Raw genomic sequence first — 17,372 nt, 5'->3', positions numbered from 1 at the left:
GGACCCCGCCTCGTGCCGCCTTCCGGCACCCGTGCGATCGTCTAGCGGCCCTGACGGCTCACCGGGCGCGGCTTCGGGGCGGCCTTCTTCGCGGCGGGCTTCGGCGCGGGCTTGGCGCCGTGCCGGGGGGCCGGGCCGGCCTTGTGGGAGCGCTTGACCGGGGCGATCTTGTGGAAGCTCATGATTTCTCCTTCTTCGCTGCGGATGAATTCCTTTTGCCGTTCGCGCTGTTCGCTTTCGACATGGAAAACACTACGGCGCCCCGGACCCGGAAATCGCCAATTCCGCTGAGACCTGGATGAATTGCGACTGAAAGAAGTTCTCAGGACGACCGAGGAACAAACCGGCGGCTCACACAGAATTTATGACGCGCCTCCCCTTGAATTCACCGATGCGCGGGCCGTTTCGATCGACGCGGCCGGTGCCGGTCAGCGCCCGACCGACAGTCCCGTCCCGATCACGTCGACCCGTATCCCGTCCCGCTCCACCCGTACGTCCCGCAGCCGGATCTGTCCGTCCGCCGGGTGCGGGAGCCGGAAGCCGAGCGAGAGCCGGTCGACGAGGACGGGGCGGGTCAGCCGGGAGAGACCGTCGAGCAGGGCCGGGTCCAGCCCCAGTCGTTCCAGGAGTTCGGGATGGGCGGTCGCCAGGTCGAGGAGGTTCAGGCGCATCGCCTGACGGACGAAGGTCCGCGACCCCGTCAGGGACGCGAGTTCGGTGTCGTCGCGCAGCGCCTCGCGCACCACCGTGTCCGGGACCCCGAGCCCGCGGACGACCGACGGGACGGACAGCAGCGCCCTCGCCCTGGCGGTCCGGCCGGCGAGGCGGGCCGCCGAGCGCGGGGTGAGGTGGAGGCCCTCGGAGGCGCGGGATCCTGGGCGGTACGTCGCCAAGTCACCGATGTCCAGGCGCATTCCGTCGATGTGGGTGGAGATGCCGCGTGTCCCGTCGCGCTGGATGCGCGCGTCGGCCCGGAGCCCCAGGTCGTGTCCGGCGACCGGCAGGGTGCCGCGCGCACGCACCCGGTCCCGGCCGTGTCCGGTGAACGTCACCTGGGAGGAGCCCAGTTCACGGCTGAGGTCGTCGAAGGAGAGCAGTACCTCGCCGCGCAGTTCGGGGATGTTGACTCCGCGCACGGCGGTCGGGCCGTCGCCGTCGAGCCGTACCCGCGTCGCGGTCGCCGACACCTTCGCCAGGGAGACCCGGTCGGCGGCCACGTCCGGCACGGTCACCCGCACGGAGTCCAGCCGGTCGTCGGCGAGTTGGGTCAGGAAGGGGAAGCCCCCGATCTCGACCTCGGGCGCGGCGGTCAGGTGCAGCTGGTCCTCGAGGGTCCGCGAGGCCTTGTGCTCGGCGTACAGCAGCGCCCAGCGGTCGGCGAGCGTGAGGAACGCGGCAAGGGTCACGGCGAGGACGGCCGCCTTCGTCGCGAACGGCAGTCCCGCGAGGCGCCTGCGGCGGCGCCGGCTGCCCCGGCGGTGGTCGGGCGGGGCCCATGCCTCGTCCGGCTCCTCGTACGGCGGGCCGTCCGGCCCGTCCTGCGGCCCGTCCTCGTGGAGGAAGTCCTCCAGCGGGCCCGCGCCGGCGAGGGCGCCCAGTTCGTCGTACGGGTTCGGGCCGCGACCCGGCGGGGCGTCCGGAAGGCCGTACAGGTGGTCGTCCGGGTGCGGCCGGTGGTCGTCCGGGTTCGGCCGGTGGTCGTCCGGAAAGGGATGCGCTGTCATGCGGTGGGGGGTACGCATCGTCTCATCCGACCATGCGTACCGCCCCCGACCGCAACCGCAACCGTCCGGATGCGATCTACTTCACGATCTTCGCCGGTGCCGGTGTCCATGCCGGTGTCCATGCCGGCGTCCGGCCCCGGCGGCTACTTGACGATCGTCACGCGGTCCGCCGAGGGCACCGGATACGGCGCCGTGGCGGAGGAGTTGGCCGTCAGATAGGTCTCGAAGGCGGCCAGGTCGTCGCCGCCGACCAGGACGTTCGTGCCCTTGCCGAGTTCGGCGAAGCCGTCACCGCCGCCCGCGAGGAACGAGTTCATCGCGACGCGGTAGACGGCGGCCGGGTCGATCGCCGTGCCGTCGAGCTCGACCGAACCGGCCACCACGCGGGCGGCGCCCGTCCTGGTGAGGTCCAGCGTGTAGGTCAGGCCCTTGGAGATCTGCAGGATCTTCGGCGCGGCCTCGTTCGCTCCGCTGACCTGCTGCTGGAGTGCGGTGATCAGCTGGGCGCCGGTGAGGTTCACGAGGTTGACGGTGTTGGCGAACGGCTGCACCGTGTACGCCTCGCCGTACGTCACCACTCCGTCGCCCTCGCTGCCGCTCGCGGTGTAGGTGAGCCCGGCGCGGATGCCGCCCGGGTTCATCAGCGCGATGTCGGCCTGCGGGTCGACCGACTTGGCGTACGCGAGCTGCGCGTCGGCGATCATGTCACCGAGCGGGGACTCGGTGCCGGCGTTGCCGATCTCGCCCGCGATGTGGCCGATGGGGCGCGAGGCGATGGGGGCGGCGAGGGTGTTCCACTTCGCGATCAGGCTCGTCATGTCGGCGGCCTTCGCCACGTCACGGGTGACCACGTGGTTCGCGGACTTCACCGCCGTACGCGCGATGTCGCCCGTCCAGCGGTCGTAGGTCAGCGTGGTGTCCGTGTAGAGACGGCCGAATGAGGAGGCCGACGTCACCATCCGGGGGTTGCCCGCCGGGTCCGGGATCGTGCAGGCGTACGCCTGGTGGGTGTGGCCGGTGACCAGCGCGTCCACGGCCGGCGTGACGTTCTTCGCGATGTCGACGATCGGGCCGGAGATGCCGTCGCCCGCACCGGGGCTGTCGCAGTCGTAGTTGTACGCCGTCGAGGCGGGCGCGCCGCCCTCGTGGATCAGCGCGACGATCGACTTCACGCCCTGGCGCTGGAGCACCTTGGCGTACTTGTTGATCGTGTCGACCTCGTCACCGAACTTCAGGCCCTTGACGCCCTCCGCCGACACGATGTTCGGCGTGCCTTCGAGGGTCACTCCGATGAAGCCGACCTTGACGCCGTTCTTCTTCCACACCCAGTAGGGCTCGAGGATCGGCTTGCCGGTCTTCTCGCTGGTGACGTTCGCGGCGAGGTAGGGGAAGTCGGCGCCCCGGAACTTCGCCTTCTTGTCGTAACAGCCGTCCGTGGGGTGGCAGCCGCCGTTCTGCAGGCGGGCCAGCTCCTTGGCGCCCTCGTCGAACTCGTGGTTGCCGACGCTCGTCACGTCCAGGTCGAGCTTGTTCAGCGCGTCGATCGTCGGCTCGTCGTGGAAGAGCCCGGAGAGCAGCGGGGAGGCGCCGACCATGTCACCGGCGGCGGCCGTGATCGAGTACTTGTTGCCCTTGCGGGCGTCGCGCAGGTGCGTGGCGAGGTATTCGACACCGCCCGCGTCGATCGACTTCGTCGTCCCGTCCGCCTGGAGCTCGCTGACCCGGCCGGACGAACCGGACGGCGCCTCCAGGTTGCCGTGCAGATCGTTGAAGGACAGCAGTTGTACGTCCTGGTAGCGGCTGCTGCCGTGGTGGTGGCGGGCGGTCGCCCGGTCCTGCCCCGCGCTCGCCGGCATCGCGGCGGCCAGCGCGGCGACGGTGGCCAGGCCCGCGGCGCCCGCGAGGAGGCGATGAGTACGTCTGTTCCGGAACGTCGGCGGCATGGGGTCCCCCTGGAGAACGGTGAACGACGGAGAGAGTCACGAGTGCCACGGTCACTGTGCGACGGCTGTGGCTTTGCACGCACTTTAGAATCAACGCGCGTAGCACACCAGGGGTTTGGGGGTTACGGACTGGTTGCCATCGCCTCACCGGGAGAAGCACGCGCGGGGCCCGCGAGGGGACGCACGGCGGGTTGCCGAACGGTTCCGCGCCGCCCCGGGAGGCCGCCCGCCCCGCCACGATCCACATCCACCCCGCCCAACTCCTTGTCCGGAAATGACCGCGCCGTACCCTCGTATCCATGACCAGCGACGACACCGCACCCCCCGCGCTCTCCCGCTCCATCGAGACCCGCGCCGCGCTCTCCCCGGCGCAGGCCGAGGACGTGCTCCGGCTCCTCTCGGAGGCCGCTCTGGCCGACGGACAGCAGGCGGTCTCCGAGCAGGGTCGGCTCCAGCTGAAGGGCGGCGCGCGCGAGGGCGTACGGCACCTGCTGCTGACCCTCGGCGACGTGCTGGTCGGATACGCCCAGTTGGAGGACACCGACCCGGTGGAGGCGCCGGCCGCCGAGCTGGTCGTGCACCCCGCGCACCGCGGGCACGGCCACGGACGGGCGCTGGGTTCGGCGCTGCTCGCCGAATCCGGCAAGCGGCTGCGGGTGTGGGCGCACGGCGGGCACTCCGCGGCCCGGCATCTCGCCCAGGTCCTCGGACTCACCCTCTTCCGTGAACTGCGCCAGCTGCGCAGGCCGTTGACCGACCTCGACCTGCCCGAGCCGAAGCTCCCGGACGGGGTGCGCGTCCGCGCCTTCGTGCCGGGCCGGGACGACGCCGCGTGGCTCGCCCTGAACGCGGAGGCCTTCGCCCACCATCCCGAGCAGGGCGCCCTCACCCAGCGCGACCTCGACGACCGCAAGGCCGAGCCGTGGTTCGACCCGTCCGGGTTCTTCCTCGCCCTGCGCGGAGACGAGCTCGTCGGCTTCCACTGGACGAAGGTCCACGCCACGGAGGGGCTCGGCGAGGTCTACGTCCTCGGGGTCGGCCCGGCCGCCCAGGGCAGCGGCCTCGGCAAGGCCCTCACCACGATCGGGCTCCGCCATCTCGCCGCACAGGCCCTGCCGACCGCCATGCTCTACGTCGACGCCGACAACAGCGCGGCCGTGGCCGTGTACGAGCGGCTCGGTTTCGTCACCCACGAGACGGACCTCATGTACCGCAGCGAGTCCTGACGGGCCCGCCCGACACCCGCGTGGGGGCCGAGCCGTGTCCGGAGCGGGTCCACGTCCGGGCGGGGTCCACGTCCGGGCGGGGTCCACGTGCCCGGGGCGGGACCCAGCCGCACCAGGCGCGGACCTGCTAACCCGGGGCGAGGCCGACGTAGCCAGGGCGAGGTCCGGCATACCCAGGGCCGGCCCCAGCCGTACCCGAGGTGGGAGCCGCGTGTCCGGGGGCGGGGCGGGGTTCACGTACCCCAGGTGAGGCCCGGTGCCCCGGGAGCCGGCCCGCACAACCGGGGCGGGCCCAGCCGTACCCAGGGTGGGATTCACGTACCCGGGGCGGAGCCCGACGTACCCGGGGCGGAGCCCGACGTACCCGGAGTGGGTCTCCATGACCGGGCGGGGCCGGTCGTGCCGGGGGTGAGCCCCGGTCGGCGTCGGGTGGCCGGGGTGTCAGCGGCGGGCGGGCGCCGTCGGCCGCCACGTCCGCGCGGGTTCCGTGCAGCACACCGCGCAGAGCAGTGCCGCCACCACCAGGATCGCCGCCCACCGCTCGTGGGCGTCGTCCCAGTGCGGGTCGTTCACGGCCACGAGCAGCGCCCACCGTTCGGGCAGCAGCAGGGTCGGCACCGTCATGGCGGTGAGCAGCAGCCCCGTCGCGACGGCCGTGCCCGGCTCGGCCCGGTCCGTGAACCGCACGGCGGCGGACGCGGCGGCCAGCGCGGTCGCGGCGATCGCGGCCGCCTCCAGGGTGAGCGCGCCGGCCGGGGGCCGCGCCTGCTCCGGTACGAGGAGCAGCGCGACCGTCCACCAGAGCGCGGCGCCCGGAGCCACCAGTGCTATCCGTAGGCCGGTGCGCAGTGATCTGCGGGCCGGTACCGGCGCGGTGGTGTGCCGCGCCGGGTCGTCGAGCAGGAACGCCAGGCCCACGCCGAGGACGAGCGCGGCTCCCCGCAGCAGGTTGACGCACAGCCACGGGTCCGGCTCACCGGACAGCAGGCGCGGGGTCCCGGCGAGCAGGAGACCGAGACCGCCGCAGGCCGCGAGGGCCGTCCGGGGCAGGGTGCGCCAGACGGGCCGCAGAAGGGCGCGGATCATGACGTACTCCCCGTTCGTCCGCTCACGCCGGCCGTTCCCGCCCTCGCCGTTCGTGCCCTCGCCGTTCGTGCCCTCACGCTTCGCCCGCTCCCTGCTCGGGCGCGTCCCGTCCGTGTCCGTGTCCGTGTCCGTGTCCGTGTCCGTGTCCGCGTCCGCGTCCGCGTCCGGCGTGGTCATCCCTCGCACGAGCCACCGTCCGGGTCCGCCGCGCCCGTCCTCGCCGGCACTCCCAGCAGCTCCGCCACCCGGGCCGTCGAGGTCCTGGGCGAGATCAGCTGCGCCCAGTGGGCCTTCACCTTGGCGGTGACGCCGTAGCGCGGCTCCTTCAGCAACTCTCCTACGATCCGCGTCTGTTCGGCGGTCATGGAGAGCGGGTCCGTGGGGGCGAGGACGACGGCGGAGCCCGTGACGCTGTCGTCGAGACGGACGTGCCGGAAGAGGGCCATCGGGTCGGACTCCGCGCCCAGCGCCAGCCACATGATGGTCACCATGCGGGCGTCGCACACCGTGCTGCCCGCCTTCTCGTTGCCCGCGACCAGGACGGACGCGACGGCGACCGCGAACTCCGGGACCCGGTTGCCGCCCCAGGCGGTGCCGACGGTCACCTGGCCGGACACGGCGGACGGTTCGAGGGCGAAGTCGTCCGCCAACCCGCCGCGGACGTCGACGCGCTGGCGCACGGTCAGCCGCTCTCCCCCGGCGCTACCGCCCGCGAGACCCTGGACCCGGTCGACGACCCCGGCCCAGTCCGCCGTGCGGCCCTCCCACTCCGGGAAGGCGCAGTACGTCGAGGTGCCGTGCTCCCGGCACGACTGGACCTTCTCGGGGGTGAGCGAGGCCCGTTCGCGGGCCGCGAGCGTCGCGGCCGGGGTGCCCCCGGACTGCGCGACCGCCCCCACCAGCGTCAGGGCGAGCGCACCCGCGAGGACCACCTGGACGGTCCTCGTACGCCCGCCGCCGACCAGCACGGCGAGGACGGCCACGGACAGGGCGAGCCCGAGGAGGTACAGCGCGTGCCAGGCGGCGGGGCGGCCCAGCAGGTCGGAGGGGAACGGCTTGGCGCCGGTCTCGGTGACGACCGGCGCCAGCCAGGCCGTCCAGTCGGTCCGGCCTGACGCGCTCCCGCCGAGGACCTGGGTGAAGAGCAGGAAGACGAGGAGGACCGGCGCGGCGAAGGCGGAGCGGACCAGTCGGCCGAGGAGGACACCGAACGCGCCGAACAGCAGGACCGTCAGGGGGCCGACGGCCAGTTCGGCGGGCGACCCGTGCCCGACGGCACCGGGCTTGAGCGCCTCCCAGGTGAACTGGACGGTGACGCACACCGCGACGAACAGGGCCGCCGGGACGACGGACAGCGCGTGGGCGGCCGTACGCCGCCACGGTTCGACGACCAGCACCCCGAAGTGGCGTTCCGTGTCGTCGCGGTGGGAGCGCAGGACGGCGCGGTTGACACACAGCATGACGGAGAGGCCGACGAGCATGGGCAGGCTCTGGGTGGCCCGGTCGATGTCCTGCAGCACCGGGTAGTCGCCCGTCCTGGTCGCGCACTGCCACACGATCCAGCCGACGTACAGCAGCGATATGCCGCCGAACGACAGGGAGAGGCGCAACTCGCGTGCCTCGAAGCGGGCGAGGGCGGCCACGGCGGCCCAGGGGCGCGCCTCCCGCGCCGGCTCGACGGACCGGGCGGGGGTCTCCAGTACGGTGCTCATCCGGCCGCCACCTCCGCGGGCGTGCCGTCGAGGGTGAGCAAGTATCCGTCCTCCAGGGTTGGTTCGAGGAGCGCGGCGCCCGGGGGCGGGTCGCCGACGTTGCGGAAGGAGCCCGTGCCCGTACGCCATCCGGCGTGGGCGGCCGGGTCGCGCTCGGCGCTGCTCCACACATGGCCCGCGGCACGTGCGGCCAGGTCGGCGGGGGTGCCCTCGAAGAGGACGCGTCCGTGGGCCATCACGATGACGCGGTGGCAGAGCATCGCGACGTCCTCGGTCTGGTGGGTGGAGAGGAGTACGGTGCGTTCCTCCCCCGCCCGCGCGATCAGCTCCCGGAAGCGCATGCGCTGTTCGGGGTCGAGGCCGACGGTGGGTTCGTCGAGGACGAGGAAGCCGGGGTCGCCGACGAGGGCGGCGGCGAGCGCGACCCGCTGGCGCATGCCGCCGGACAGCTTCTTGATCCGCTTGCCGCGTACGCCGGTCAGGTCGACGGCCTCCAGGACCCGGCGCACCTCGCGGTGCCGGGCCGTGCGGTCCGTCTGTTCCTTCAGGATCGCCACGTAGTCGACGAACTCGAAGGCCGTGAAGTCCGGGTGGAATCCCGGGGCCTGCGGAAGGTAGCCGAGCGTGCGCCGGACGTTCTGGCGGCCGGCCGTCGTGGCCGGGTCGTGCCCGAGCACCGTGAAGGCGCCCCGGTCGGCGCGGACGGCGGTGGCGAGCACCCGCAACAGGGTGGTCTTCCCGGCCCCGTTGGGACCGATGAGGCCGGTGACGCCTTCCCCGAGCCGTACCGACACGTCGTCGAGGGCGGGGGTCCTGCCGTAGCGGAGGCTCAGCCCGGAGGCGGAGACGGTGGGGGTCATACGGCGCTCCTGCGGGAGTGGTCGAAGTCGAGGACGGGAGAGGCAGAGGGGGCGGGACGAGAGGAGAGGCGGGAAGAGGGAGGGTGGTGGGGAGGGACGGCGGGCGTTCTCATCCGTCCCCGCCGGTGCGCCCGGCGCCGCCGAAGAACCCGCGGCGGCGCTCCGGACCGCGCAGCGCCAGGAGAAGCAGTTCGGCGGTGAACGCGGCGAGCGAGAGGGCCGTCAGCAGCGCGGCCTTGAGCAGGCGCTTCCGCCTCTCCCGCCGGTCGATCGCGACGGCCGGGGTGGTCGGTGCGGCCGTCGTCGCCGGTGTGCGGTCGGTCATCCCGTGCCTCCTTGGGTGAATCCCCGGAACGGCTTCCGGGGGGACGACGCGTCGAACCCGTCGCGCGCCAGGTACAGCAGCCCGGCGGCCAGCGCGGCCACCGCCGCGGCGACGCCCTGCCCGGCCGCCGTGAACGGCGCGGGCGTCCCGTGGTGGAGGCCCGCCGCCGACGTCGTCAGCGCGAGCAGCGTCACCCACGCCGTGGCGACCAGGCCGGGCGCGAGCACCGGGCCCAGCCGGGGTGTCAGCGCGAGCCCGGTCCCGGTGAGGGCCAGCGCGGGCAGCAGCCAGGCCAGCGCGCGCAGCCCGTACGAGGGCAGGGCGAGGGTGGCGAGGCCGTTCAGTCCGAGGACGACGGTCAGTACGGCGAGCGTGCGGATCATCAGCAGGCGGAATCCGTGTGTCGGTGAGACGACCGCCATCTCGTACGTCGGGTCGAGCACGGGCCCGTACGACAGCGCGACCCCGGCGAGCGGGAGCAGTGGCGCGAGGATCAGGAACAGGTTGGGCGCGGCGGCGGACTGCGCCGAGTTGGCCGCCGCCACGGTCATGACCAGCACGGCGGCGACCGATCCCAGCCAGGAGCGGCGCAGCACGGGTGCGGCGGCCAGCAGACGCGCGGTGTGGTCGGCGACGCCGACGCGCACCAGCAGTGACTCGACCAGGCGTGGCCGCGGGGCGTCCAGTTCGGCGTCGAGCCGCTCCCACCCGGCGTCCAGCGCGACCGGGTCGGCGGCCGTGGCGAGCGTCTGCCGGCAGTGGGCGCACGCGGCGAGGTGGGTGTCCGCGGACCAGAGCCGCGGCGGGGCGAGCTCTCCTCGCGCATAGGCCCGGATGTCCTCTTCCGGTACGTGCCAGGCCGTGCCGGTGTCCTTGTCGATGCCGCTCATGCCAGCGCCTCCCGCAACTGCTTGCGCGCCCTGAGGGCCCGCGTCTTGACCGTGCCGGGCGGAATACCGAGCAGGACGGCCGCCTCCCTGGTGGTGAGGCCGTCGATCACCGTGGCCTGGAGCACCGCCCGCAGTTCGGGCGAGAGCCGGACCAGGGCGCCCGCGAGGTCTCCGTGCTCCACCCCCGCGAGCACGCGTTCCTCGGCGGACGCCTCGTCCCGGTGGCGCAGGCGGGCCAGGGCCTGCCGCAGCCGGCCGCGCGCGCCGTCGCCGCGCAGGGTGTCGATCAGCCGCCGGGAGCCGACGCGCCAGAGCCAGCCGGCCGCGTCGCCCTCCTCCCGGTAGCGCGCGGTGCCGCGCCAGACGGCGAGGAACGTCTCCTGCACGACGTCGTCGACCACCCCGGCGTCCGCGCAGCGGCCGCGCAGGCGCGCGGTCAGCCACGGCGCGTAGCGCCGGTACAGCTCCTCGAAGGCGCGGCGGTCCCCGTCCGCCGCGATGGCCCGCAGCAGCTCCCCGTCGCTTCTCGTTTCCCTCACGTCACCTCATCGGACGAGCCCCGGCGATCGGTTCACGTTCCCGGCCGTGGATTTCGCACTTGACTCATGGCACCCTCCTGCACCACCCTTTCACTACTCAATTAGTGAAAGGGTGGTTGCCGAGTGGTCGAGTACCGCATCGACCGGCGCAGCGGTGTCGCCACGTACGTCCAGATCGTCCAGCAGACCAAACAGGCCCTGCGCCTGGGCCTGCTCGAACCCGGTGACAAGCTCCCCACGGCCCGCGAGGTCGTGGAGGCCACCGCGATCAATCCGAACACCGTTCTCAAGGCCTACCGCGAGCTGGAGCGCGAAGGGCTGGTCGAGGCCAGACGCGGCCTCGGCACCTTCGTACGCCGCTCGCTCGGCACCAGCACCCCGGCCGACTCGCCCCTGCGCGCCGAACTCGACGCCTGGGTGACACGGGCTCGCGCGGCGGGCCTCGGCCGGGACGACATGGCGGCGCTCTTCGCCTCCGCTCTCGACGACCGCTTCACTCAGGAACACGCCAAGGGAGACCAGGAATGAGCAACACCGCCATCGAGGCGGCCGGGCTCGGCAAGCGCTTCGGCCGACGCGGGAGCTGGGCACTGCGCGAGTGCTCCTTCCGGCTCCCCGCGGGACGCGTCTGCGCCGTCGTCGGCCCCAACGGCGCGGGCAAGTCGACCCTGCTGTCCCACACGGCCGGACTGCTCGCCCCCACCGAGGGCGCCCTCACCGTGCTCGGCACCCACCCGGCCGCCGCCCGGGAGCGCGTCGCCTACGTCGCCCAGGACAAGCCGCTGTACCCGCAGCTCACCGTGGACCAGACGCTGCGCCTGGGCCAGGAGCTCAACCCCGCCCGCTGGGACGCCCGGGTCGCCGGACGGATCGCGTACGAGGTCGGCGGCCTCGACCCGAAGAAGAGGATCCGCGCGCTCTCCGGCGGCCAGCGCACCCGGGTGGCCCTCGCCCTCGCGCTCGGCAAGCGGCCCGAACTCCTGCTCCTGGACGAGCCGATGGCCGACCTCGACCCGCTCGGCCGGCACGAACTGATGGGCACCCTGATGGCCGAGGCCGCCGAGTACGGGACGACGGTCGTGATGTCCTCGCACGTCGTCGCCGAACTGGAGGGCTCCTGCGACTACCTGCTGCTGATAGGCGACGGCCGGGTACGGCTGGCGGGCGACCTGGACGATCTCCTGGCCGCGCACACCCTGACCACCGGCGCGGTCCGCGACCTCGCCCCGCACACCGTGGTCGAGTCCCGCACCACGGGACGCCAGCAGACCGCCCTGATCCGCCCGCGGGGCCCGTACCCCGCCGACGCCGGAGCCACCAGGCCCTCGCTGGAGGAACTGGTCCTCGCCCACCTGCGCAACCCGGCGGCACCCGCGCTGATCCTCACACCCGCCCCCGCCCAGGAGTCCGCCGCATGACCGCGCTCACCACCGCCGACGCCCCGGCGCCACCCGTCCGCCGCCCGTCGGCCACCCGCGGCCTGGTCCGCACGGTCCTGCGGCTGCACCGCCCGGCCCTGTACGCCGGAGCCGCCCTGTTCGTGGTCCTCACCGCCCTGCTGCTGTGGCTGCACGGCCCGGCGATGGACGCGGCCGCCACCGCGTGGCGGCGGTACGACCACTGCCGGGAGGCTGCCTGCGTCTACGACCAGGACGCGATCCTCACCTACAAGTCCTTCTCCCAGTACGCCACCGTCGCGGTGACCTTCGTCCCGTTCCTCGTCGCCGCCTGGGCGGGCGCGTCGCTCGTCGGCCGCGAGCTGGAGACCGGCACCGCGCAGCTCTCCTGGACCCAGTCGCTCTCCCCGGCCCGCTGGCTCATGGTCAAACTGGCCGTCCCGGCCGTCCTCGTCACCACCGGGACGAGCGTGCTGGTCCTGCTGCACCAGCGGACCTGGCGCAGGAGCCAGGGCCGGATCGACACCGCCAAGGACTGGACCGACGTCCTCGTCCTCCACGCCAACGGCCCGACCACCGTCGCCTTCGCCCTGTTCGGCCTGGCCGTCGGTGCGCTGACCGGCCTCGCGCTGCGCCGCTCGCTGGCCGCCCTCGCCCTCTCGGTGTTCTGCACGCTCGCCGTCCGCGTCGGCGCCGCCCTGGCGACACCCCACCTGTGGCCCCCGGTGCGGACCGTCAGCAGCCTGCGCCACAACGGCCCCACGGGCCTCGGCCTCACCGTCGACGAAGGCCTCCTCACCTCCACCGGGGGCCGCCTCACCAACCCGTACTGCGGCAGCGACCTCAACCTCCAGTGCCGCGATCTGTACGCGAGACTGCACGTCGTCGGTTTCTACAACGACTCCCACCCGTACTCCCACTACTGGCCCCTCCAGTGGGTGGCGACCGGGATCGTCCTCGCCCTCACCGCGCTCGCCGTCCTCACCGCCTTCCGGCTGCTGACACGCCAGGTCGGCGCGGCCCCGAAGAAGGGCCGCCGATGAACGCCGTCAACGGGCTCCCGTGGACCGTCCTGCGCGTGCACCGCCCGGCCCTGGCCCTGTGGAGCGGGTTCGTGGCCGCCTTCACCGGACTCCTGGTGTGGGCGGTCGCCGTCAAGGCCGGCAAGGCCCGCGCGGAACTCGTCCACTGCGCCCACCACGCCAACACCTGCTCCACCCTCGCCACGGCCGACTACGGAGACGTGATGCGCTGGGGCGCCGTCGTCGTCTGCTACTCCTTCTACGCCGTGGCGGCCTGGGCCGGCGCCTGTCTGGTCGCCCGCGAACTGGAGTCGGGCACCGCACGGCTCGCCTGGACCCAGTCGGTGTCGCCGGTGCGCTGGCTGACCGCCCAGCTCGCCGTCCCCGCGCTGGTCGTCACACTCGGCGGCGCCGTGCTCGTATCGATGTTCCGCTGGGGCTGGTCGAACAACCCGGACCGGCTGGACGACGGCTGGAGCGGCTTCAGCACCTTCGTCGCCCTCGGCCCCGCGACGGTCGCGTACGCCCTGTGCGCACTGGCCGTCGGCGCGCTCGCCGGCCTGCTGCTGGGACGCGCGCTGCCCGCCCTCGGCGTCACCCTCGCGGTGATGCTGCTGCTCAACCAGACCCTGGGGACCCTCCGCGCCGGCCTGTGGCCCGAGGTCACCCGGACCGGCGCCACCGAGGCCGCCCTCCCCCACCGGGCCTGGCAGCTGGAGGGCGGGGTGCTCGTCCACGGCCGCCGGGTCGCGGACCCCGACTACGGGCACTGCGTCGGCACGGCCGCGCGGATCAGCCGCTGCGCGGCCGAGCACGGAATCACCGGCCACTACACGGTCTACCAGCCGCTCTCCCATTTCTGGCCCCTCCACCTGGTGGAGACCGGCATCGTCCTCGCCGTCGCCGGCGCGGCCACCGCCACCGCCTTCCGGCTGCTGCGCCGCCGCACCGCCTAGACCCGGACCCCCGGCCCGGCGGAAGGGACGGAAACAGCCCGTACGACCTGTCCGTACGCCCCTCACGGGGGTGAGGACGCACCCGGCCCCCGGACATGTGGACGTCCGGGGGCCGCTCCCCGATATCCCGCACGTCATGTCGCCGTAACCATCGATTCAGACGGGCTTGCGACGCTCAGCCAATGAAGCCCGCCGTGCCAGAGCCTTCGCCTCCACCGGAGAACGAGCCCCAGCCGTCGACGGCGGACGAACCCGTGTCCGTGCCCCGCCAGGGGCACTCCCGGTCGGACGAGACCGCGAGCCGGGGCGCCGTCATCCGCCTCGCCGCGCTGCCGCCCGCCCGCTCCGACGCGCCGGTCTCGCGTCCGGCACGGAAGAATGGGGCCATGAACCAGCCCAGCGCCCAGGCACAGGTCCAGCACCCGCAGCCGTCCGTCGGTTCCATCGCCGCGCACCGGCCGCACACCGTCGCCGCCAATGTCTCCGACCTGGAGCCCGACCTCGACGCCGACCTCGACGCGTACGAGGACACGGTGCAGGACGGCATCCAGCTCCCGCAGGGCCGGTTCCTGGACCGGGAACGCAGCTGGCTGGCGTTCAACGAACGCGTCCTCGAACTCGCCGAGGACCCGAGCACACCCCTCCTCGAACGGGCGAAGTTCCTGGCCATCTTCGCCAGCAACCTGGACGAGTTCTTCATGGTCCGGGTGGCCGGCCTCAAGCGGCGCATCGCGACCGGCGTCGCCACCAAGTCCGCCTCCGGCCTCCAGCCGCGCGAGGTCCTGGAGATGATCTGGGCCCGCTCGCGCGAACTCATGGCCCGGCACGCCGCCTGCTACCAGGAGGACGTCGCCCCCGCGCTCGCGGAGGAGGGCATCCACCTGGTCCGCTGGAGCGAGCTCACCGAGAAGGAACAGGCCCGCCTCTTCACGCTCTTCCGGCACCAGATCTTCCCGGTCCTGACCCCGCTCGCGGTCGACCCCGCGCACCCCTTCCCGTACATCTCCGGCCTGTCCCTGAACCTGGCCGTGGTCGTACGGAACCCCGTCAGCGGCCACCGGCACTTCGCGCGCGTCAAGGTCCCGCCGCTGCTCTCCCGCTTCCTGGAGGCCTCCCCGGACCGCTACGTCCCCATCGAGGACGTCATAGCCGCCCACCTGGAGGAGCTCTTCCCGGGCATGGAGGTGCTGGAGCACCACACCTTCCGCCTCACCCGCAACGAGGACCTCGAGGTCGAGGAGGACGACACCGAGAACCTTCTCCAGGCCCTGGAGAAGGAACTCATGCGGCGCCGCTTCGGACCGCCGGTGCGCCTGGAGGTCGAGGAGTCCATCGACCGGTACGTCCTCGACCTGCTGGTGCGGGAACTGAAGATCTCCGAGGCCGAGGTGTACCCGCTGCCGGGCCCGCTGGACCTCACCGGCCTGTTCGGCATCGGCGCCCTCGACCGGCCCGAGCTGAAGTACCCGAAGTTCATCGCGGGCACCCACCGCGACCTCGCGGAGGTCGAGTCGGCGTCCGCGCCCGACATCTTCGCCGCCCTGCGCGAGCGCGACGTCCTGCTGCACCACCCGTACGACTCCTTCTCCACCTCCGTACAGGCCTTCCTGGAGCAGGCGGCGAGCGACCCGGACGTCCTGGCGATCAAGCAGACGCTGTACCGGACGTCGGGCGACTCGCCCATCGTCGACGCGCTGATAGACGCCGCCGAGTCCGGCAAGCAGGTCCTCGTCCTCGTCGAGATCAAGGCACGCTTCGACGAACAGGCCAACATCAAGTGGGCCAGGAAGCTGGAGGAGTCCGGCTGCCACGTCGTGTACGGGCTCGTCGGGCTGAAGACCCACTGCAAGCTGTCGCTGGTGGTACGGCAGGAGGGCGACACCCTGCGCCGCTACAGCCACGTCGGCACGGGCAACTACCACCCCAAGACCGCCCGCCTGTACGAGGACCTCGGACTGCTCACCGCCGACCCGCAGGTCGGCGCGGACCTCTCCGACCTCTTCAACCGGCTCTCCGGCTACTCGCGCCGCGAGACCTACCGCCGGCTCCTGGTGGCCCCCAAGTCGCTGCGCGACGGCCTGATCGCGCGGATCAACAAGGAAGTCCAGCACCACAACGCAGGACGCCCCGCCTACGTCCGCATCAAGTGCAACTCGATGGTGGACGAGGCGATCATCGACGCGCTGTACCGCGCGTCCCAGGCCGGAGTCCCCGTCGACGTGTGGGTGCGCGGCATCTGCGCGGTCCGGCCCGGCGTCACGGGCCTGTCCGAAAACATACGGGTCCGGTCCGTGCTCGGCCGCTTCCTGGAACACTCACGGGTCTTCGCGTTCGGCAACGGCGGAGAGCCCGAGGTGTGGATCGGCAGCGCCGACATGATGCACCGCAACCTCGACCGGCGGATCGAGGCCCTGGTCAGGATCACCGACCCGGCTCACCGGGCAGCCCTCAGCCGGCTGTTCGAGACCGGGATGTCGGACACCACCGCTTCCTGGCACCTGGGCCCGGACGGCGAATGGACCCGGCATGCGACCGACCAGGATGGCCAACCGCTGCGGAACGTCCAGGAGATGCTCATAGACGCCCGGAGGCGCCGGCGTGGCACAGCAACACCTTGACCCCACCGACCCCACGGCCGGGTCCTCACCCCGGCTCGCGGCCTCGCCCGACCGGCGGGACCCCCGTGAGCAGGTCGGTACGCCCGTCGGCGAGGTCCTCGCGGACTATCTGCGCGACCAGGCCACGGAGTTCCTGCGCTCGCTGCGGCAGCACCGGGAGACCGGCGCCGCGGCGGGCGGCTCGGCGGAGTCGGTCGACGCGGCGCGCTCCCTGCGCCGCTCGGCCCGCCGCATCAGCGGCACCCTGCACACCTTCCGGCCGCTCCTCGAAACGGACTGGTCGGAGGGGATGCGTCCCGAACTCGCCTGGCTGTCGGGCACCTTGGCGCGCGAGCACGCCTACGCGGCCCGCCTGGAGCGGCTGCTCGGCGCGCTGAACCGGCTGTCGGGGCCCACCGCCTTCCCCGCACAGACCACGGGCGGCGCCGGCGCTCCTCCCAAGGGCCACCTGACCATCGGGGCGGCGAAGGCGGGCGCGCTGCTCGACCGGCAGCTGACCCTCGCCCGTACCCGGGCGCACTCGGCGGCGCTCCAGGCGCTGGGCTCCTCCCGCTTCCACGCCGTCGCGGACAGCGTCGCCGTGCTCGCGAGCGAGGTACCGCTCACCACGGCGGCCACCGCGGCCGACCTGCGCCCGCTGGCCGCCGCCGCACAGGACCGGCTCATCGACGCGGTCACCGCGCTGCCGCTGATCACCGCGGGCCATCCGTACAACGCGGAGGCCCTCGTGCACGGCCTCTCCGCGGACGCCGCTCCCCACCCCCAGGACGCGCCCTGGCACCAGGTCCGGCTGCTGCTGCGGCTGCACCGCTACGCGCGCGAGTGCCTCCACCAGGAGGGCGTCCCCTCCGACGTACGGCTGCTGGGCGCGGGGCAGGCCCTCGACCGGCACCGGGACGCGGCGGAGGCGGCCGCGGCCGCGGCGTCGGCGGCCCGCACCCCGCGTATCGCCCCGGCGACCGCGTACGCGCTCGGTGTGCTCCACGCCGACCAGCGGCACGAGGTGGAGGCGGCCCGCTTCGCGTTCCAGCAGAGCTGGCAGAAGGAAGCCGTACGCACCCCCTGAGGGAGGCT

General features: G+C 73.1%; 16 protein-coding genes. 7 read left to right on the top strand and 9 right to left on the bottom strand.

From position 1 onward, the window contains the following. Positions 1–41: 41 nt before the first annotated feature. The 3 genes from GFH48_RS38620 to GFH48_RS21625 all read right to left on the bottom strand — a co-directional run bounded on the left by GFH48_RS38620 (position 42) and on the right by GFH48_RS21625 (position 3,667). Positions 42–182: a hypothetical protein gene (locus GFH48_RS38620; RefSeq protein ID WP_194280635.1), complete on the bottom strand. Its 141-nt coding sequence runs from the start codon at positions 180–182 to the stop codon at positions 42–44. Between the two features lie 246 nt (positions 183–428). Further along, complete coding sequence (locus GFH48_RS21630) at positions 429–1,724, bottom strand: LmeA family phospholipid-binding protein (protein WP_153289829.1); 1,296 nt, start codon at positions 1,722–1,724, stop codon at positions 429–431. A gap of 143 nt (positions 1,725–1,867) precedes the next feature. Beyond that, entirely contained in the window at positions 1,868–3,667 is a 1,800-nt protein-coding gene (locus GFH48_RS21625) for a bifunctional metallophosphatase/5'-nucleotidase (RefSeq protein ID WP_153289828.1), read from the bottom strand. A gap of 299 nt (positions 3,668–3,966) precedes the next feature. On the opposite strand from GFH48_RS21625, the gene mshD reads away from it, so the two are divergent. After that, positions 3,967–4,893, top strand: coding sequence for a mycothiol synthase (gene mshD / locus GFH48_RS21620; RefSeq protein WP_153289827.1), 927 nt, complete (start codon positions 3,967–3,969; stop codon positions 4,891–4,893). Between the two features lie 441 nt (positions 4,894–5,334). Here the strand turns inward: mshD and GFH48_RS21615 are convergent, their stop codons facing one another. The 6 genes from GFH48_RS21615 to GFH48_RS21590 all read right to left on the bottom strand — a co-directional run bounded on the left by GFH48_RS21615 (position 5,335) and on the right by GFH48_RS21590 (position 10,305). After that, positions 5,335–6,156 (bottom strand): ABC transporter, encoded by an 822-nt coding sequence (locus GFH48_RS21615; RefSeq protein WP_322746998.1) that lies wholly within the window; start codon positions 6,154–6,156, stop codon positions 5,335–5,337. Next, positions 6,153–7,691: an ABC transporter permease gene (locus GFH48_RS21610; protein ID WP_153289826.1), complete on the bottom strand. Its 1,539-nt coding sequence runs from the start codon at positions 7,689–7,691 to the stop codon at positions 6,153–6,155. The genes GFH48_RS21615 and GFH48_RS21610 overlap by 4 nt, the downstream gene beginning before the upstream one ends. After that, positions 7,688–8,551 carry an ABC transporter ATP-binding protein gene (locus tag GFH48_RS21605; protein ID WP_153289825.1) on the bottom strand — a complete coding sequence of 288 codons (864 nt, stop codon included), beginning with the start codon at positions 8,549–8,551 and terminating at the stop codon, positions 7,688–7,690. Before GFH48_RS21605 ends, GFH48_RS21610 begins: the two co-directional genes overlap by 4 nt. Positions 8,552–8,660: 109 nt before the next feature. Continuing rightward, a complete protein-coding gene (locus GFH48_RS21600; RefSeq protein WP_153289824.1) occupies positions 8,661–8,876 on the bottom strand; it encodes a hypothetical protein in 216 nt (71 codons plus the stop codon). Then, the gene (locus GFH48_RS21595) at positions 8,873–9,766 is read right to left on the bottom strand and encodes a cupin domain-containing protein (RefSeq protein ID WP_153289823.1); all 894 of its coding nucleotides are present in this window, start codon (positions 9,764–9,766) and stop codon (positions 8,873–8,875) included. The genes GFH48_RS21600 and GFH48_RS21595 overlap by 4 nt, the downstream gene beginning before the upstream one ends. Beyond that, positions 9,763–10,305, bottom strand: a complete 543-nt coding sequence (locus GFH48_RS21590; protein ID WP_153289822.1) for an RNA polymerase sigma factor — start codon at positions 10,303–10,305, stop codon at positions 9,763–9,765. The genes GFH48_RS21595 and GFH48_RS21590 overlap by 4 nt, the downstream gene beginning before the upstream one ends. Positions 10,306–10,428: 123 nt before the next feature. Here GFH48_RS21590 and GFH48_RS21585 point away from each other — a divergent pair, with 123 nt between their 5' ends. From GFH48_RS21585 to GFH48_RS21560, 6 genes are all read left to right on the top strand, one after another. After that, the gene (locus GFH48_RS21585; RefSeq protein ID WP_153289821.1) at positions 10,429–10,833 is read left to right on the top strand and encodes a GntR family transcriptional regulator; all 405 of its coding nucleotides are present in this window, start codon (positions 10,429–10,431) and stop codon (positions 10,831–10,833) included. Then, positions 10,830–11,723, top strand: coding sequence for an ABC transporter ATP-binding protein (locus tag GFH48_RS21580; RefSeq protein WP_153289820.1), 894 nt, complete (start codon positions 10,830–10,832; stop codon positions 11,721–11,723). Before GFH48_RS21585 ends, GFH48_RS21580 begins: the two co-directional genes overlap by 4 nt. Next, on the top strand, positions 11,720–12,745 hold the full coding sequence (locus GFH48_RS21575; RefSeq protein WP_153289819.1) for an ABC transporter permease: 1,026 nt from the start codon (positions 11,720–11,722) through the stop codon (positions 12,743–12,745). The genes GFH48_RS21580 and GFH48_RS21575 overlap by 4 nt, the downstream gene beginning before the upstream one ends. After that, entirely contained in the window at positions 12,742–13,680 is a 939-nt protein-coding gene (locus GFH48_RS21570) for a hypothetical protein (protein WP_153289818.1), read from the top strand. The genes GFH48_RS21575 and GFH48_RS21570 overlap by 4 nt, the downstream gene beginning before the upstream one ends. 386 nt (positions 13,681–14,066) lie before the next feature. Continuing rightward, positions 14,067–16,298 carry an RNA degradosome polyphosphate kinase gene (locus GFH48_RS21565; protein WP_187285603.1) on the top strand — a complete coding sequence of 744 codons (2,232 nt, stop codon included), beginning with the start codon at positions 14,067–14,069 and terminating at the stop codon, positions 16,296–16,298. Then, on the top strand, positions 16,279–17,364 hold the full coding sequence (locus GFH48_RS21560) for a CHAD domain-containing protein (RefSeq protein WP_153289817.1): 1,086 nt from the start codon (positions 16,279–16,281) through the stop codon (positions 17,362–17,364). The genes GFH48_RS21565 and GFH48_RS21560 overlap by 20 nt, the downstream gene beginning before the upstream one ends. Positions 17,365–17,372: the final 8 nt, after the last annotated feature.

The sequence above is a fragment of the Streptomyces fagopyri genome (assembly GCF_009498275.1).
Taxonomy (GTDB): domain Bacteria; phylum Actinomycetota; class Actinomycetes; order Streptomycetales; family Streptomycetaceae; genus Streptomyces; species Streptomyces fagopyri.
Note: the sequence above shows the minus strand (reverse complement) of the source record. Positions and strands in the feature narration are given on the sequence as shown.

What these genes read in the sequence shown, in the direction of transcription:
- GFH48_RS21605 (WP_153289825.1), bottom strand. Translation starts at nt 8,551, where the DNA reads ATGACCCCCACCGTCTCCGCCTCCGGGCTGAGCCTCCGCTACGGCAGG.
- GFH48_RS21565 (WP_187285603.1), top strand. Translation starts at nt 14,067, where the DNA reads ATGAACCAGCCCAGCGCCCAGGCACAGGTCCAGCACCCGCAGCCGTCC.
- GFH48_RS21610 (WP_153289826.1), bottom strand. Translation starts at nt 7,691, where the DNA reads ATGAGCACCGTACTGGAGACCCCCGCCCGGTCCGTCGAGCCGGCGCGG.
- mshD (WP_153289827.1), top strand. Translation starts at nt 3,967, where the DNA reads ATGACCAGCGACGACACCGCACCCCCCGCGCTCTCCCGCTCCATCGAG.
- GFH48_RS21580 (WP_153289820.1), top strand. Translation starts at nt 10,830, where the DNA reads ATGAGCAACACCGCCATCGAGGCGGCCGGGCTCGGCAAGCGCTTCGGC.
- GFH48_RS21600 (WP_153289824.1), bottom strand. Translation starts at nt 8,876, where the DNA reads ATGACCGACCGCACACCGGCGACGACGGCCGCACCGACCACCCCGGCC.
- GFH48_RS21575 (WP_153289819.1), top strand. Translation starts at nt 11,720, where the DNA reads ATGACCGCGCTCACCACCGCCGACGCCCCGGCGCCACCCGTCCGCCGC.
- GFH48_RS21630 (WP_153289829.1), bottom strand. Translation starts at nt 1,724, where the DNA reads ATGACAGCGCATCCCTTTCCGGACGACCACCGGCCGAACCCGGACGAC.
- GFH48_RS38620 (WP_194280635.1), bottom strand. Translation starts at nt 182, where the DNA reads ATGAGCTTCCACAAGATCGCCCCGGTCAAGCGCTCCCACAAGGCCGGC.
- GFH48_RS21570 (WP_153289818.1), top strand. Translation starts at nt 12,742, where the DNA reads ATGAACGCCGTCAACGGGCTCCCGTGGACCGTCCTGCGCGTGCACCGC.
- GFH48_RS21595 (WP_153289823.1), bottom strand. Translation starts at nt 9,766, where the DNA reads ATGAGCGGCATCGACAAGGACACCGGCACGGCCTGGCACGTACCGGAA.
- GFH48_RS21625 (WP_153289828.1), bottom strand. Translation starts at nt 3,667, where the DNA reads ATGCCGCCGACGTTCCGGAACAGACGTACTCATCGCCTCCTCGCGGGC.
- GFH48_RS21615 (WP_322746998.1), bottom strand. Translation starts at nt 6,156, where the DNA reads ATGACCACGCCGGACGCGGACGCGGACGCGGACACGGACACGGACACG.